Consider the following 17,410-nt stretch of genomic DNA (forward strand, 5'->3'; position numbering starts at 1 on the left):
CATTTCGAAAGCAGGTGTGACAAGGATTGCTTGGGGTTCCTCTTTTCACAGTATCCGAAAGTTTTCGAATGACAAGGGTTGTTTTGGCTGAGGAGATTCCAGTATTCGTCCGAGCTACGAATGTTGTATGAAGGATTTTGGAGGTTCCCACTTTCGTGGGAATGACAAGGCGATGTAATATATAACAGGAGATTCCGGCCTTCGCCGGAATCTAAGTGTGAGGTCGTTTCCATTCCAATCTCGGCGAAGGCCCAATGTCATTAGGTTAAGAGGAAAATGAGGTCGTGGCCTCCGCCACGATGACAGTTCAATATTTAATAGTAGGGGAGATCCTGACTTTCGCCAGGATCGGAGTTAGTACCTAAAAAAGGCCTTTTCAATGTGTAAATTGCAGCTATTGATAAAGCTCCAATTCCGGCCTTGAGCGGGAATCTCCTCTCAACACCCAAGGAGTTGTCATCCGATAGCTATCGGATCTCGCGAAAGCGAGAACCTCCTTTGTAATTAACGCGTAATTTATCCTTAAATAATGACATTGGGGTCAAGCCCGCCATGACAATTAATTATTAAGTGGTGTAAAGAGGTGGCGGGTCAAGCCCGCCATGACAGTGGCGTGGTGGGAGAAAGGAGATTCCGGCTCAAGGCCGGAATCTGCCAGCACAACTGAATTGATTTAGTAAACCATCTTTTCTGTTAGCACATATTGCAATCCGATTCCGGCCTCAGAGCCGGAATCTCCTGTTTTCTTAAAATTGATGTGTCATCGTGGCGAAGGCCACGACCTCCTTTTTAATATACCAATTGTCATGATGCTGTGTTAAAGGATCAATTTTTTTAAATTCAACTTGAAGCATTTTGTCTGAACTATGATTTCTTTGATTAGCAAGATTGATTGACTCATAATAATTAAATAAATCATCTGAATCATAGTTCAGACAACAGCATAGGCGGGACTTTTTATCATTCTGCAATCCTTAGGCGATGCACTAAACTATACGGACAATGGGCAGATAGGGTTCACCTTACTCCTCAGCTTAACCCGTAATCAGGTGCTCAAATCACCGGAATTTCAAAACAATCCTAAAAGATGGTACTTAATTATAAATACAACCTAGAACCATTATATTAGGGATAATAAAAATTCACACAAGCTAAATTATCTGCGGCACAAAGCTTTACGATAGCATGAAGGCAAACCTATGAAAAAGAGCTATAGCCCCTGGTTAGTTTTAGCATTACTGTTTGTTGCTACTGGCTTGAGTTTCTTAGACCGCCAGGTTTTATCGGTGACCATTATAAAAATTCAGGCTGAATTCAAGTTTTCGGATATTGAATATGGTTTCGTAAATACGGCTTTTTTAATAAGCTATGCGCTGATGTTTACTGTTGGCGGCAGATTAATCGATACCTGGGGCAGCAAAATTGGTTTGGGTTTAGCTGTTGGAATTTGGTCTGTAGCTTGCGGTCTGCATGGTGTGATGACCGGTTTTTATCAGTTGCTGGCTTTCAGGTTTTTATTGGGAATAGGAGAGGGCGCTTGTTTCCCCGGAGCAGCAAAAACGGTATATGAATGGTTCGATGAAAAGAAAAGGGGACTGGCAAACGGAATTGCAATTGGCGGTGCAGCTATGGGAGCCGTAATAGCTCCACCCCTGATCATATTAATTTCAAATCAGTTCGGATGGAGATGGAGTTTTATCATCCCGGGAATTGTCGGAATTGTATGGCTTTTGATCTGGATGAATATTCCCTGGGGTGAAAACAGTCATGCAAAAAGAAACCAGAGCCTTGTCAAACAAACTGTAATACCATTTCTTACTATTCTGAAGAACAGGGCAGCCTGTATCTTTATTCTTATCCGGTTTCTGCTTGACCCGGTGATGTATTTTATTATGTTTTGGGTTCCAAAATATCTGAACACCGAGCGGGATGTATCTTTCGAACAAATAGGGAACCTCTTCTGGATCCCTTTTCTTGCATTAGGAATATCCAATATTATAGGGGGATGGTTTTCGGATAAACTTGTCCGGAACAATTTTTCAGTTAACCGGGCCAGAAAAACAGTAATGGGCATTGCAGCCTTACTTACTCTTGTTGCTCCGTTCATCGCATGGGTTTCTACAGCAGAAATGGCCATTGCCTTAATGGCTGTTATCATGTTTGCACATGGTTTTTGGATCACGAATTACATCACCGCCATTTCAGATATTTTTGGTAAGAATGGCACCTCAACTGTTGTTGGACTATCGGGTACTGCCGGTGCTGTTTCAGGCTTAATTATCAACCCATTAATTGGATTGGTCGTTCAAAATTATTCTTATAGCCCTATTTGGATCGCAACCGGTTTATTATACCCATTGGCTTTTATGCTCTTTATTATTTTTATACGACGGATACAACCATTTAATTTTGAGACAAAACAGGCATTAAATCAGTAATAATAGTAGTTAAAATATTCCTGGAAAATGAGTAAAAACACAGAAAATAAGCCAAAAGCTGGCTTGCAGCCCCGGATCGTGCGGAGAAAGCAGACCATTGCAAGAATTGGTGTCTTTGGCGTTGGATATTATAAATATTGGAACCAGTTTGAGGGTTTACTGGATGCCCTGAAAGCAAAACAATCTGTCTTTCTCGGGAAATTGCAAAAGCATGATGTAGAGGTAATTGATTTTGGGATAGTAGATAATGTAAAAAGTGCTTATGATTTGGTGCCTGTATTAAAAGCGGCTAACCTGGATCTGATCTTTTGCGATATGCTTACCTACGCAACTTCCAGCACCTTTGGAACAATTATCAGAAGCATCGATGTACCAATTGTAATGGTGGCCCTGCAACCGGATAAAGCACTGGATTATGCCAATGCAAGTACTTACATGCAATTATATAACGATGATATCTGCTCCTTACCTGAGTTTGCCGGGGTTGCAGTCAGGATGGGGAAGAAGGTTCCTGAAATGATTATCGGAACCTTACATGATGATCCACAATCGGAACTGGAAATAGAAGAATATTGCCGGATTGCTAAAGTTTTGCATGATGTTAAAACCGTAAGAATAGGGCATATAGGCCATCCGATAGAAGCCATGCTCGATATGCATACAGATTCTACGATGATAACTGCTCATTTTGGATGTCATATCATTCAATGTGAGGCACATGAAATAGTAGCACAATATGAAAAGGTAAGCAATAGCGAAATTGAAATGGCAAAAGAAAGAATCCTTGATTTCTTTGATACACCTGACCCCGTTTCAGACCCGATTTCAGAGAAGCTAAAAGATGAGGACTTAGCTGTTGCCGCGAAAGTAACTATGGCTCTGGAAAAATTTGTTGATGAAAAGCAATTGGATGGTTTAGCTTATTATTATGAAGCAGAGGATAATAGTACGACACGATTAGTAATGTCTAACCTGGCTATCGGTAATTCCCTCTTAACAGGTTCGGGTTTTCCGATGTGTGGCGAATCAGATATCAAAACCTGTATGGCCCTGCTGATTATGGATCGTCTGAATATTGGGGGTAGTTTTGCGGAGTTTCATCCGGTAGATTTCAAGGATGATTTTGTATTGGTTGGTCATGACGGGCCTCATAATATTGCCATTGCCGAAGGCCGACCTGTATTACGCAGTCTGAAAAAATATCATGGTAAACCCGGATTTGGCGCTGGCGTAGAGTTCAAAATAAAGGAAGGGCCAATTACGATATTAAGTATCAGTTCAAACTTTGAGGGGAAATTTAAATTTGTAATCGCAGAAGGGGAATCTGTTAAAGGGCCGATACCTGCAACCGGCAATACAAATACCCGTGGCTATTTTAAGGAAAATGTTCGGAATTTTATTCGCCGCTGGACCATGGAAGGGCCTACGCACCATTTTGCACTTGGCATTGGTCATCATGCCGCTACGATTCAGAAAATTGCGAATTATCTGAATATTGAGTCTGTGATTATTGACTAGACGACATGGGTATGGGGCTTCATTATTCCTTTAGGGTTTTGTGAAGCGGGTCTTTCCCCAAAGTACGGGAAATCATTTAATAATCCGAAGACACGCTTCGCTTAAGACTACGGACAGGGGGATCTATGGGTCACATTGTGTATCATTATCGTACACTCTAATTCCAAAATCGAACAATTTTTTCCGATTCAATAAATTGTTCATTGATAATCAATAGATTATGATCTGGCATTGTTATTAAGGATTTAATTTTAATGGTAATATTCTGATTCCTTCAGGATTCGTTCTATTATAATGTTGAAGGCAAAAATACTACAATTCAGTATCCTGGTCGGCCATCCCTGTCTTGTATTTTGTACTAAGAAGCAGGTAAGAATTGAATCATTAAAAAACTAATTTTAATAGAACGTTAGCTTTGGCATAATGAGGTTACAATTGATTTAAGTTTAGCAGAAATTGTCCTTTTCGTTAAAGAAACTAAGGAGTTATGAATAAATTTCTAAAAATATCTATCCGTCATCTATGGCAAAGCAGGCTATATTCTTCAATAAATATTCTGGGTTTAGCCACTGCAATTACTTGTATGCTCCTTGCCGTAATTTACTGGAGAGCTGAACATAGTTTTGATGACTTCCATAAAAACAATCCTAATCTCTTCAGGATTACTACTACTTTAATTGAGAATAAAAATTCGATGCCGTCAACATTTGGCGCAACCGGGCAGGTGCAGGGAAAAGCTTTTAAAGATGCTGTCCCTGAAATAAAAAGCTTTGTTCGTATTATGGGTGGGGACATAATGAGCGATATTATTTCAAAGAATAAAACGCTTCGTGCGAGGTCATTATATGTTGACGAAACATTTTTTGAAGTATTTACTTTTCCACTTATACATGGTAATCCTGAAACTGCATTAACTAATGTCAATTCGGTAGTAATTACCGAAAGCATGGCAAGAAAGTTTTTTAACAGGATTGATGTAATTGGCGAAAACTTGCAAATAGATGCTGATCCATCGTTTAAAAGACTTGGTAAACCTTTGATTGTAACCGGTGTAGTACAAGATCCGCCCGAGAATTCCTCAATTCAATTCGATGTCTTGTTTTCATTCAAATTCATGGAACTGTCGTTTGAAGATACGAACTGGCTAAATGCTTATTTAGGTACATTTGTTGTACTTCATCCTGATGCAAACAGATATGTTGTCGGACAAAAGTTTGATAAAGTATTTGCCTTGCACGCCAAAGAGCAGCTTGCTCAAAATTTCAAGACCTATGCTTATGATCCGCAGATAAGTTATGGTTTACAGGCAATCACAGATACCCACCTGAAACCTTTAACCCGGGGAGCCGGAGGCGTCGAAAATGGGGTTCTTAATGGCAGCAGTGAGGTTTATTCATATATGTTCATGGCAATTGCTTTCTTTATTTTGTTGATGGCTGCAATAAACTTTATAAACATTACGATCGCCACTTCTTTGAAACGATCAAAAGAAGTGGGTGTTCGAAAAATTGTTGGAGGCAGTAAGGAGCAGATCGTGATGCAATTCCTGCAGGAGTCCGCTATACTTTGTTCTATTGCTTTTCTGCTGGCCTTTATTCTCATGAACTTTTCTTTGCCTTTATTTAATACACTTACCGGCAAGCAAATATTCTTTAGTGAAGTCATGGATTTATGGCTTTTGTGTTCCTTTATTTTGTTATTGATAAGCATCGTTTTACTCACAGGATTTTACCCGGCATATATTCTATCGCAGTTCAAGCCTTCTGAGGTGTTATATAACAAAGGCAAATTATCCGGTCGCAATGTATTCGGATCAGCTTTAGTAATAGTCCAGTTTTCTATGACTGTTTTTCTGCTTATTTCAACGATAGTCTATTATGGCCAGATGGATTATATCCGCACAAAGGATTTGGGTTATAATCCTGATAATGTAATTCGTACAGCAGTAAATGGTGCTCGTGATTATAGGGCTGTGATACAATTCCTGAAAAACGAAATTGCGAGGGAACCGGCAATTAAAATGATTTCTTTCGGCAATGACGGAATGGTTGAAGACCTCAGGGTTAACGGGCAAAGCTTTAAATCGCAATATAAAAATGTAGATGAAAATTTCATCCCTGCGCTCAATATTCCCTTGAAGGCAGGACGTAATTTGTCGCTCACTTTTGCAAAAGATATCAGAGAGGGTGTTTTGGTAAACGAAGCATTTGTCAAAGCAGCAGGATTGCAAAATCCGGTAGGCCAAACAATCAGGATGGATCGGTATTACGAAAACGAAAAGAAAACAATTGTAGGTGTTGTGAAAGATTTTCACTTTGGATCATTACATGAAAAGATCAAGCCGATGGTGATGTATATGGCAGAAACTCCTGATGGTGGTATGTGGGTAAAATTTGAAAAATCGAGGCAAAAGGAGGCCATTATAGCCCTTGAACGTATCTACAAGCAAGCAATGCCAAATGCCATCTATCAGTATAGTTTTCTCGACGAATTAAATGAGAGTCAATATCAACATGAGCAGCGTTGGCAGCAGCTTATCAATATTGCAACTATACTTTCTCTTATAATTTGTTGTTTGGGTTTATTTGGTCTGGCTCATTTATCAACTAAGCGGCAGCTTAAAGATATTGGTATAAGAAAAGTGCTGGGTGCTTCAGTTAGCCAGGTGGTCATTTTACTTTCAGCTGAATTTCTAAAGCTGGTTTTGATTGCCTTTGTAATTGCTGCCCCTTTAGCAGGATTCATTATGTCAAAGTGGTTGCAGGATTTCGCCTATCGTGTGACGATTGGGCCGGAAGTTTTTATAATATCAGGCTCAATCGTTGTTATTGTTGCTTTCGCGGCGGTAAGTTTTCAGTCAGTTAAAGCCGCATTAGCTAATCCGGTAAATAGCTTACGTGCAGAATAAGAGGGTTCGGGAGACTGTTTATTATTAAGAAAATGGTGATTTTAACATAGCAGCCCTTCTTTTGATTATATAGAGGAAAGCCCTTTGATATGTTTGCTATGATCTCTAAGCATTTTCAGGCCTTCGGTGGTATTCATTAATGGGACTGCATTTCTTGCTGCATTTTTTTTGCTGATTTTATACAGTAAATCCCAGTGCCTTTTTATCTCTTTCCAGGCAAAGAAGATAGAATGTTTAGGATCATACATATGGGTTGGCTCGCTGGCAGCCCCATTCATTTCGATAATTGAAAATTTCTCCGCATTTTCAAGTTCCTCCCAGGTACGGAATTTAATATCGAGGCGGCCAAAATAGAATTCCGGTACTTGCTTGCAGATTCTGTCAATGGTGTTTGTCATTTTTTCACTGATCATGAAGCTCAGGTCAATGAATTTAGCTCCCCGGCAGTGATTGCCATAGGGAACCAGGATCTTTTCTTCCCCCGCGGGCAGGATCTGATTTAGCTGATCCCCATAGAGCTCCCTGAGTGTTTTAAGATGTAAAAGGTGCCTGCTGTTACTTTTGATGAGGCTCTCCATCGTTGATTTTCCATCGCCGCTTAAAGAAAGAAATTGTTTTCCAACAATGCCGCTGATCTGCCCGTATTGAGATCCGGGGAGCCGGGAATAGAAAATGCCCACTTCATTTGGATAGTCAATAAATTCCTGTACCAAAAAATCGGTACTGCTGCATTTACTGTAATCAATTAATTCAATGAAGCTATTAATTAATTTTACCCCTGTTCCCCGTTCTCCAATATCCGGTTTTGCAATTAATGGGAAATCAATCGCATTATTTTCGAGCATCGTCCTTAATACTTCAGGAGCTGTGTTCTGTTCACAAAGTATTGAATTTGGATAGTATTCCGGTGGAAGAAAGGCATAGCTGTCGCTCTTTTTTTCCATTGCAAAGCCTGCGTTTTTCCGGCCAGGATTTGCAGCACTAAAGAAGAATAATGATCCTGCCCTTGCACTCAGATAAAACCAGTAAAAATACATGGGAGCATAAATCAGATGCATTGGCCAGAATTCCCAGTTGAGTGTCCTGGTAAGGACATTTCTGATAGCTATTTCAAAACTTTCAGGGAATGATGGTTTTGTTTTTTTTTTAACTAACTGGATTCTGCTTTGCTTGATGCAACCCTGTTTCAGGTCTTCATAACGCATCATGATTTCAGCCATGTTGATTTTTACTGAGGTAATTGAAACGGTTGAAATCGTACTGCGTTTCATTAATAAGCCATTCTCCTTGTCTTCACCTCCTGCAGATTGATGAAAGTGAATGATTTTCTGCTGATCAATTTCTGATTCTTCTTCCAGCCAGGAGCTAAACCATTGTTCTCTGTTTTTTCTTACAGGATCAGAATAAAGGGTTGCCGACGACCAAATATGCGGAAGATCAGGGTTTTTAGATTCTGTATATTTCTGAAATCCATCCCACCTGTATTCCCAAAGGCATTTATTTCTGTAAAGAAGAAGCGTGAAATTTTCAATGTCTGATAAATCCAGCGCTTCAAAAATCTTTTCCGGAAATTCTGACTGCATGATTTCCAAAATAATAAGCCCCCTGCTTTTTCGGTATGATGGAAGTTTTACATGTTTTTCGAAAGCTCCATTCAGTAGTACTGCTACTTCTCCGGTATTTCTGATTGCAAACCAGGTCCCGCCGGTTCCGGGATCTTTTGGGTACAGCAGTTTATATTTCCCAAAATTCTCTGCCGATGGAGAAATTGCATGTGCTCGTAAATCGTTTTCATCACGGTTTGAAGTAATGAAAATGCCATCAGCACATGGGATATAGCTTACTGTGCACATGCTTTTTTATACTTGATAGTAGATGGGGCAAAACCAAAATCTTCAGGCAACTGGATTGAAGTGATCAATAAAATTCCAACCCTTATTAATGCCATATGATGGATGGTATGTTCAAGATTGTACATTAACTCCCTGTAATAATTGCTGGGCACATGTGGGATGGTTTCTTTATCGGAGTCAAAATCAACCGTGACAATCAGCTCTTTGTTTTCCAGCATAATTATGTTCCTGATTTGCTGAATTTTAGTAATTGCCGATTCTCTTATTGTCTGTAGATTCTGATCTCTTTTGCGCCCATTATAATCTATTAAACCACTGCGATATCCATTATTTAATTCGATATAGAACTCCAGAATATGCCTGATATGCTGACCTATTGTAGAATGGCCAAGCAAAGGTATCGGAGTAATAAATTGCTGGTCTGATAATTCGGAAACTACATTTTCAAGCTGTGTAAGCAAGTGGCTGATTGATTGTTCGAGCGGATTTACCATAGTTGTTACTTTTTGATGAACCTAAATAACTGCTTCCATTCTAAGCTAATCAGAAATATGCAGACAGCAAAAACGATTAATGCCATAATGAACAGTTTTCCTGAATCATTTTGCACCTCAATTCCCAATTTTGTGAGGTGAAAAAATATTGCCCCGCTCATAAGGCCAAGCCCAAGGATAGCCCCATAAAGGGTTTTCCCCGGGATGAGTAATAATACTGAAGCAATTAATTCCAATATGCCAGTACCAATCCGTCCCCAGGGTTCCATACCCAGCTCACTGAAAATGTAAACGGAGACAGGTGCAGCTGAAAACTTGAAAAAGAGTGTTTGCAAAAGGATAATTGCCGCGATTAGTTTTACTAAGCCAAGGCCAATATTTTTATGTTTTGTTGTCATTTTTTAACCTGATTAATTATGGATCTTACGGTTTGTCTTTTATTAATGGCCACTGGACATTAGCTTTTTCAATTAGTGCAGACTGTTGCTTTTCCCAACTTTCTTTAACCTTTGTGTTGTAGTTAAAATAAAGTTTCCCATCAACTACAGTCCATGTATCTGTTTGTGTCGGTGCCTTATGTCCTCCTGCGGTCCCGTAAGCACAATAGCCACCATACTGGGGAGCATATTTTTCTGGTGATTTCTTAAAACTTTCCAGATTTTCAGACGAAGAGAAAAGCCAGGTTGCGTCTTTGTACTGGAACGAGATGCTTTCTGATCCTTTTACAGGCTTGGATTCTTTAAAAAAGGCTACCGGGTCATAACCCTTAATGGCTTTTCCGTCACTAATAAAGATTTCAGATTTTTGGGCTTTTGCTACAGATGTGATTAAAAGTAGTATAGCGACGATTTTCATTATTCTTTTCATGTTTTTTTTGTTTTAAATAGTTTATTTGAATTTTGTCCAGTTCTGCTCGGCTTTTTGCTTGAGTGCATTTTCATTTTTGTTCCATTCTTTCAGGGTATTGTTAAAAAATTTGTTGTAAAACAGATAGAGTTTACCATCCAGTATTTTAAAGGTTTGAGGATCTACAGATACTTTTTCGCCATTTTCACCCATCGCATAAGCGCACCAGCCTCCAAACTGGGGCTCATATTTTGATGGATTTGCTTTAAATAGATCACGATTCTGTGCTGATGAGAAATGATATGTAATACCTTCCCTGCTGAGACTGATATCCTTTTTGCCCTCAATTCCTTTTTTGGAGACAAAGTAGGCTACCGGGTCATATCCTTCAATTGCCAGGCTGCTTTTATCGATATTGTAATTCTTTACTCTATAGGCATTTTGCGCTGCGGCAGTGTTAAGGAACAGGAAAATAAGAAAGATGGGGACTATTGTTTTCATTCGATTTATTTTGTTTTAGGGTTTAACTATTAATTAATTTCAGCAAAGCCGAAGAGGTGGCTGTATCGTTTGCAGTAAATCAGTGCATATTTATAATCGCTGGTTTTTATCTGATCAGGGATCTTGTAGAGCTGGTTTCCACCGGTAGCCTTCAGGTCACCAAGACTAATAAAGCTGACCGGATCTTTTTCCTTACTGAGGTATACCTTCAGGTCAGGACCATTGCTGGATGAGAAATTTTCTAATGCCAGCTGTGTTCCGGATTCAGTAGTATAGATCTTTGCAGTACCTGAGGCAGTTCCATAGGGACCGTTAGAGAAAGTGCCTTTAGCTTTTTCCATTGCCAGTGCCTGGTCTACTTTTTCGTCCAGAATGAGTTTTGGAGTATTCTCTTTTTTGCAGGCAGCCAGAACAAATAGTGTTAAGAAAATCAGATTAGTTTTCATCTTCATTTTGTTTATGTGGATTTTGTCGGGCCTTTTGCCAAAGCCTTACAATTATTTTTATTTTTTTTTCATTGTGCAGGATAGCTCAAAATGCTGGAAGGATTATTTTAAATATCTTGTAAGGGTTTTATAATACTTCCGACGAATGAACAGTATGATATGTTTGTGTAAGTTCAGTTCAAGCGATGCCAACTGAAAAGGGGCTTGAAGCAGGTTTAGAGGATTTATCGATATTAGATCCTAAAAAATGGGTTGAACGATATGCCGATTATCTTTTCAGGTATGCGATTTTGCGTATTCATGATCAGGATTTGGCAAAGGATCTGGTACAGGAAACTTTTTTGGCAGGGTTAAAAAGCTTGTCAGGTTTTGCCGGAAAAAGTTCTGAACGTACCTGGCTGACGGCAATTCTAAAGTATAAGATTATTGACCTGTACCGTAAGGAATCTTCGGGATTGGCTAATATCAAGGATCTTAAACAGGAGGAAGCCAGTCAGGATGATTTCTTTTATAATGATAATGGGCACTGGAAAAAAGAGTATGCTCCGAGGCCATTTGAAGAATTGGCAGACCCGCTCCGGGATAAAGAGTTTAACAGGATCTTGCAGGATTGTATGAAGAAATTGCCAAAGCTCTGGGCATCAGTATTTACGTTGAAACATATGGACGATGAAAAGACAGAAGTGATCCTTGATGAGCTTCGGCTTAGTAAGGCGAATTTCTGGGTAATTATTCACAGAACCAAGCTTAGCTTAAGGGCTTGCCTTCAAAAAAATTGGTTATGAATACACTAAAGAAAATAACATACAATTGTCGCAGGGCAACTTTTTTAATTGAAAAAAAGAGTTTGACACCGATTTCAATAAAGGAACAATTTGAGCTCAAATTGCATTTAGCCGGATGTTCGGTTTGCCAGTTATTCCAACAGCAGAGTTTGTTGATTAACAGAATGGTGAAAGGTCATTTTTTTAAGAAGGAAGCTGATCTCCCAAATTTGGATAGTAATTTTAAACAAAGTCTGGAAAAGCGTATTGAAGCTGAGCTGTATAGAAAGTGATTTTTTTTAAAGAGACATAATGATTAAGTATCGGACAATGCATGCGGATGATATTCCGGAAGGCCTTAAGCTCTGCCGTAAAGCCAAATGGAATCAGTTAGAATCCGATTGGCAGATATTTTTGCAGCATAGTCCCGCAGCCTGTATGGTAGCCACTTTTCAGGATCAAATTGTTGGAACGGTAACTACTATCAGATATGGGCATTCATTTAGCTGGATAGGTATGGTATTGGTTGACCCTGATTTTCGGCGGAAGGGGATAGGACAGCAATTATTGCTGGAAGCCCTGAAACTTTTGCAAGCCGAAGAAACTGTGAAACTTGACGCCACACCTGCAGGCAGAGAGGTCTATCTGAAATTGAATTTTGTTGATGAGTACCAACTGACGAGGATGAATTTGGTGCTTGCAAAGGATTTATTTTATCCTACAAATGCCAGAGCAATACAGAAGGAAGATCTGCCCCGTTTGGTTGGATTTGACAGCAAATTCTTTGGTGCAGACCGTTCGTCATTGCTGCAGTGGATGTGGGAAACAGCACCGGGATTTTCCTTTATGATTGAAGAAGGAGATGAAATTAAGGGATATTGTATGGGGAGGTACGGACATGATTTTATTCATATCGGGCCAATTATAGCGCAGAATATCGGTATAGCGCAAGATTTGCTAATTACGGCCTTGAATAACTGTGCAGGGTCTCCTGTTCTTTTGGATGTTTTGCATTTTGAGCCTGAATGGATAACATGGCTAAAAGAAATTGGTTTTACAGAGCAGCGAAATTTTATTCGGATGTTTCGGGGGACGAATCGTTTTAAGGGTGTACCGGAGAATCAATTTGCGATTATTGGACCGGAGTTTGGGTAGGAGGGATGGGAGGCTGAGAGAAAATTATGAAGCACGCGCCACAGACGCGCGCCAGCGGGGACGGTACTATTCTTTAGTAAAGCCTCAATAAAAATCAGGCACATTCGACCTGTCGGGCTTGTTGTAAGTCATACGATAGCTGTAGTCCAGCCCAATAAGCAGCACTGACACCCAACAGCTTCTCAAGTTTTATTGCAAGTTTAGCCGAAATATTTCTCTTGCCAGCAAAAATCTCGCTTAGATGGTGAGGAAGTATTTCTAACTCTTTAGCAACATCTTTTTTTAATAGTCCACGTTCGACAATCTCTTCTTCAAGAAATGTGCCCGGGTGAAATGCTTCGATAGTCAGCAAATTACCTTTATTGTCTTTAATCAGATCCATGTCTGTAATACTCTGTTATTATGTTTTATGAATAGTGCTTGTTGATCTCAACTATTTCAATAATCTCTAAACCACCCTCTTTATCTATACCGAAAATGATACGATAAGCTTTGTTAATCCTGATGGAATATTTGCCTTCATATCTTTTTTCCTTTAGTTTCTCGAAATGCAAACTTTTCAGATTACGTAAATCCTGCGTATTTCGCATATCCTTCATCTGTGCCAGTCTCCTCTTGAAACCTGTTAACACCTCATTAGGAAAGGGTAGCTTACCATGGTAGGTACCTTTCACCACTTCACCTAGAAAATGGTCGTTAATGATTATTTGCATTTAAGGCGTATTGAGGTGTGATTTCGGTTTTTTCAAATTCTGCCTTGTTTATTATTTTTTTCCAGACAAGTATATAACCTTTTTTTGGTAATACCAAATTTTGGTTATATAAGAATTTTTTGATGATTGATGTCACAATTCGTCCTTTAACGGAAATTAATATACCAAATTATAAAGTCAATCAGTTAACAATGGGCTTCATTGAGCTCATCAAATAAATAAACGGTGACAGTAGAACAATATTTGACCGTAGTTCCTTTTCATATTGCCACATTCCAAAGTCGACTCCGCTTGGATTTCCTCTGATCACCATAACCGGAAGGATCAAAGTTTTCTTACTGTACTTAAAGGCAGTCAAGCCGGCTTTATCCGCCCCTTGGAAGGCCATATCGATGTCCTTTAACAAAATACTATCAATATTAAGGCTCGGCTCATAGCTTACAATCACTCCCTTTGAATCAGTTTTCATCTTGATAGAATGGAGTGAAAACCCGGAAGTAAACCGCTCGCGAGGGGGGCTTAATTTAAAGTGCTTCATAAAAGAATTGTAAAAGGTATTGTTTGACATATCTTGTGCATTTGCAGAATAGGGGATATACAGTAAAATGATGAATAGATATTTCATAGTCTTATTCTTTAATATAATAAATCGAAGTAGTTACCCCAATCCTTAAGCATAATAGGGGGTGCCAACTGAAGTTGAAGCCTGAATAATGGAATTAGACGAGCTAGTCCTGAGCTAATACGAAGATTATAAACTTAATAAATCAAAGCTGCGGGTGTATTTCAGTGTCAGGCTCCGGGTATCCAGCAAGTCAAGCAAATCTTTGTCTTTTACGATATTGACTACGACAAACAAACCATTATTCGCATTTTGAAGCCAGCCAAATCTTGCATTTACTGAAGTAATTCTTGACCTGTTGTTATATTGAACTAAACTCTGAACAAACATGCGGGGGCTGAATGAGTAAGCCAGACGATTCCCAAGTACAATAGCTTTTAATTCCCCATTTGGCAGGTTTAATATATTATGATTTACAATGAAGGATGAATTCAGTTTATCGCCAACCCTCGCTTTTACAGTTGCCGTTGTGGCTATCCGATCTCCTCCAAAATATCCTCCTACAATAGTTCGCGCATTCAATGAAACTGCTTTGTTTTGATTTGTTATCATGACCACTTGCAATTCATTATGCTTGTATGTTGATTTTGGCACTAAGACCCCTGATAAATTAAAATCCTGAACAACCCCTTCTGTGGTATAATTTATTCCTGTATGTATTTCCAGTCCGCTTTTCCAAACCCAATGATTGTCAATATGGAGGTAACTTGTAACTAAATTTCCTTTAAAGTCGGAATATTGTCTGAAGGAGATATGAGGCCTGAGTTCCATTAGATTCAATAAATTATCCGGCCTCCACCTGTGCTGTATAAAAAATTCAGGTTTCCTGAAAGCGCTCCTTTGAAGAAAACCTACTTCCGGGTTAAATCCTTCACCTAATTCAGTGTAAGCAGCTCTAAGTTCCCATCTTAACCAATTATAACTGAACTGAAGTTTATATGAATGATCAGAATCGGTAATTCCGGGAGTTGCGCTTTTAGCTAAAAAGCCGGTAATCTGTGCTTTTTGACCCAGGCCCCACTTACCATCTACCGCCATCACGTGATTGTAATCATCATTGCCACCTCCCATTCCAGTTCTGTTTATAAATGCCCCTCCAATGGAAGACCTGTGTTTGGGAAAATCGTGATTTACCCGGGCCATGTTATAGCTGTTCTTATCAATTCCCAGACTTTGAACATCATCTGTAAACATGCTTAATAATCCCACGTTGGTTTGCCCAATTTTACCTGAAAGCCGTCCTCCACCGGTGATAGGAATAATATTCCCATTTTCACTAATGCCAATCTTACGACTAAAAAATAAATCTACTTCGCCCGGACTACCCACTGTAAACTGACCTGCATTTTCAAGGAAAAACGGTCTCTTTTCAGGAAAAAATAAGTTGAACCGATCCAGATTAACCTGCTCATCATCCACTTCAACCTGGGCAAAATCAGTATTATAGGTTAAGTCTAATGTCAGGCTTGGTGTTACACTATATTTCAAATCCATTCCGGCCTCAACATTGGTATCAGTTTTATTGGGCACTACTGATCTGTTGTTAACTGCCTGAGTAAGCACATATGGAAATATTTTGAAATTGCCTGGATTTTTAAGATTTAATCCATCCAACTTACCTGCCAGAGACAATCTTTTCAGATCAAAACCTATTGGAATTGTTGCCCAGTAAGCAGTTTCAGTAGTTTTGCTAATATTCCTCTCAAAATTGATACCCCAAACAAGGTTCTCTCCAGCTGTAAATCGCAGGGAACGCAATGGAATAGCAAACTCTGCACTCCAGCCGTAATCACCGATATCAGTCTTCACATCCCAGTCTGCATCCCAGTTTAAGTTTATGCCTCCGATTACACCTCCCTGCTGTCGATTGGTATTATTACTGCCTTTACCTTCATTGTCAATTTGGGCATCGTACTCCATGCCATCTGCATTGGTCCCGAATAAAAAACCATTTTGAGTATCATTATAGGTATCGAGGATAAACAGGAAACTATCATCATCCGTCAGATCAGCATCTCTTCTTGAGTCAGAAACTACTATTGCCTTTGGATCAGCATGGTAACAGATAGCTGATATATAAAACATTTTATCAGTATAGGCAATCCTTATTACTGTCTTTTCGGTTGCAGGAGCACCGACATTAGGTTTGATTTGTGTTAAATCACCAATGGGTTCAATGCTTTCCCAAAATGAATCTCCTATTATTTTACCGTCAACAATTGGATCTGTCGTGGATAATTTGGCTTGAACAACAGGTCGGTTTGCGACTTGTGATTGAGTTCGATTTTCCTGAGCTTCAGCATAAAGTGATAAAATCAACATGATTGAAATTATCCAAAAAGATTTATACTGAAGGGGCATGTCTGAAATAGAATTTTGCTTTATAGTGGCGCTAATTTAGTCTTATATTCATTTAATCCAAAAGTCGATTTGTAACCTCTTTGTTGAGTTTCTATCGATTTTAAAATTGATCATTAATAGCAACAATGTTGAACAGATGGAATGGTTTTGCTTTATTATCGATAATTGATCTTGTAGCACTGTACCACAATAATTGATTTTGGAAATCAATACCTGTGTGTTATAGGCTGGTACAGCCCTTTCCTCCGGAGTATTTCCGGCAAGAAATCGCGTTCTATTTCAAATTACGAATAGCCGGAAGATACCTCCTTCGGCAAGGTTTATTATACTTGGAGCTGTTTTTCATCGGGAAGGGCAGCCCGGCAGAAGGACCAATTGCCTTTTGAAATAAACCCGGGTGGCAGCTGTAGCTTTTTGCCAGCCAGATTTTTATACTTCAGAGGAATTTCCAGGCAAAAACTACGGCAGAACACGGGTCTGGTGGGGCCGAAGCGAACCAGACCCTGCTTTCTAAAACATAGAAAATCATTAATCTAAATTTACCCTCAGAATGATTTTCCATCGAACTCACATTAAATAATGAAATTGCCCAGGCGTGCGCAAGCAATTCTAAATTCTCTTAATATCAGTATAAATCAATCTTTTTTAGAAACCTCTATTTCCTCCATTTTATCAAGCCCCTTAAATTGCACTTCAATTTTCGGACTATCATCTTCAGGGTACTCTGAATCAATCAGGATAACATGCGATCCTGCTGAAACTTTTGGCGGGTTGGTTTGTAATTTAAAACT

Annotated in this window: 15 protein-coding genes; 5 read left to right on the forward strand and 10 right to left on the reverse strand. The window is 39.2% G+C overall.

The window, feature by feature from the left end:
* Positions 1–1,199 precede the first annotated feature (1,199 nt).
* The 3 genes from VGE44_RS01150 (at position 1,200) to VGE44_RS01160 (ending at position 6,864) form a co-directional block, all read left to right on the forward strand.
* Complete coding sequence (locus tag VGE44_RS01150) at positions 1,200–2,438, forward strand: MFS transporter (protein ID WP_331075932.1); 1,239 nt, start codon at positions 1,200–1,202, stop codon at positions 2,436–2,438.
* Between the two features lie 27 nt (positions 2,439–2,465).
* Positions 2,466–3,956 carry an L-fucose/L-arabinose isomerase family protein gene (locus VGE44_RS01155; protein ID WP_331075933.1) on the forward strand — a complete coding sequence of 497 codons (1,491 nt, stop codon included), beginning with the start codon at positions 2,466–2,468 and terminating at the stop codon, positions 3,954–3,956.
* Between the two features lie 487 nt (positions 3,957–4,443).
* Positions 4,444–6,864 (forward strand): ABC transporter permease, encoded by a 2,421-nt coding sequence (locus VGE44_RS01160; RefSeq protein WP_331075934.1) that lies wholly within the window; start codon positions 4,444–4,446, stop codon positions 6,862–6,864.
* 65 nt (positions 6,865–6,929) lie between these two features.
* Here the strand turns inward: VGE44_RS01160 and VGE44_RS01165 are convergent, their stop codons facing one another.
* From VGE44_RS01165 to VGE44_RS01190, 6 genes are read right to left on the reverse strand one after another with little or no spacing between them, the layout of a single operon-like run.
* Complete coding sequence (locus tag VGE44_RS01165; RefSeq protein ID WP_331075935.1) at positions 6,930–8,717, reverse strand: NRDE family protein; 1,788 nt, start codon at positions 8,715–8,717, stop codon at positions 6,930–6,932.
* Positions 8,705–9,211 (reverse strand): hypothetical protein, encoded by a 507-nt coding sequence (locus VGE44_RS01170; protein ID WP_331075936.1) that lies wholly within the window; start codon positions 9,209–9,211, stop codon positions 8,705–8,707. The genes VGE44_RS01165 and VGE44_RS01170 overlap by 13 nt, the downstream gene beginning before the upstream one ends.
* Before the next feature lie 5 nt (positions 9,212–9,216).
* A complete protein-coding gene (locus VGE44_RS01175) occupies positions 9,217–9,609 on the reverse strand; it encodes a hypothetical protein (RefSeq protein ID WP_331075937.1) in 393 nt (130 codons plus the stop codon).
* A 25-nt stretch (positions 9,610–9,634) separates the two neighbouring features.
* A complete protein-coding gene (locus tag VGE44_RS01180; protein ID WP_331075938.1) occupies positions 9,635–10,078 on the reverse strand; it encodes a YHS domain-containing (seleno)protein in 444 nt (147 codons plus the stop codon).
* 21 nt (positions 10,079–10,099) lie between these two features.
* On the reverse strand, positions 10,100–10,558 hold the full coding sequence (locus VGE44_RS01185) for a YHS domain-containing (seleno)protein (RefSeq protein WP_331075939.1): 459 nt from the start codon (positions 10,556–10,558) through the stop codon (positions 10,100–10,102).
* A gap of 29 nt (positions 10,559–10,587) precedes the next feature.
* Positions 10,588–11,004, reverse strand: coding sequence for a DM13 domain-containing protein (locus VGE44_RS01190; RefSeq protein WP_331075940.1), 417 nt, complete (start codon positions 11,002–11,004; stop codon positions 10,588–10,590).
* 185 nt (positions 11,005–11,189) lie between these two features.
* Here VGE44_RS01190 and VGE44_RS01195 point away from each other — a divergent pair, with 185 nt between their 5' ends.
* Both VGE44_RS01195 and VGE44_RS01200 read left to right on the forward strand, forming a co-directional pair.
* Positions 11,190–11,789, forward strand: coding sequence for a sigma-70 family RNA polymerase sigma factor (locus VGE44_RS01195; protein ID WP_331075941.1), 600 nt, complete (start codon positions 11,190–11,192; stop codon positions 11,787–11,789).
* Between the two features lie 291 nt (positions 11,790–12,080).
* On the forward strand, positions 12,081–12,923 hold the full coding sequence (locus VGE44_RS01200; protein WP_331075942.1) for a GNAT family N-acetyltransferase: 843 nt from the start codon (positions 12,081–12,083) through the stop codon (positions 12,921–12,923).
* Between the two features lie 94 nt (positions 12,924–13,017).
* Here the strand turns inward: VGE44_RS01200 and VGE44_RS01205 are convergent, their stop codons facing one another.
* From VGE44_RS01205 to VGE44_RS01220, 4 genes are all read right to left on the reverse strand, one after another.
* A complete protein-coding gene (locus VGE44_RS01205) occupies positions 13,018–13,305 on the reverse strand; it encodes a HigA family addiction module antitoxin (protein WP_331075943.1) in 288 nt (95 codons plus the stop codon).
* Between the two features lie 25 nt (positions 13,306–13,330).
* The gene (locus tag VGE44_RS01210; protein ID WP_331075944.1) at positions 13,331–13,636 is read right to left on the reverse strand and encodes a type II toxin-antitoxin system RelE/ParE family toxin; all 306 of its coding nucleotides are present in this window, start codon (positions 13,634–13,636) and stop codon (positions 13,331–13,333) included.
* A gap of 181 nt (positions 13,637–13,817) precedes the next feature.
* Positions 13,818–14,261: a hypothetical protein gene (locus VGE44_RS01215; RefSeq protein WP_331075945.1), complete on the reverse strand. Its 444-nt coding sequence runs from the start codon at positions 14,259–14,261 to the stop codon at positions 13,818–13,820.
* A 126-nt stretch (positions 14,262–14,387) separates the two neighbouring features.
* Entirely contained in the window at positions 14,388–16,580 is a 2,193-nt protein-coding gene (locus VGE44_RS01220) for a DUF5916 domain-containing protein (RefSeq protein ID WP_331075946.1), read from the reverse strand.
* Positions 16,581–17,410: the final 830 nt, after the last annotated feature.

Origin of the sequence: Daejeonella sp. (assembly GCF_036405355.1) — a bacterium.
GTDB lineage: Bacteria > Bacteroidota > Bacteroidia > Sphingobacteriales > Sphingobacteriaceae > Daejeonella.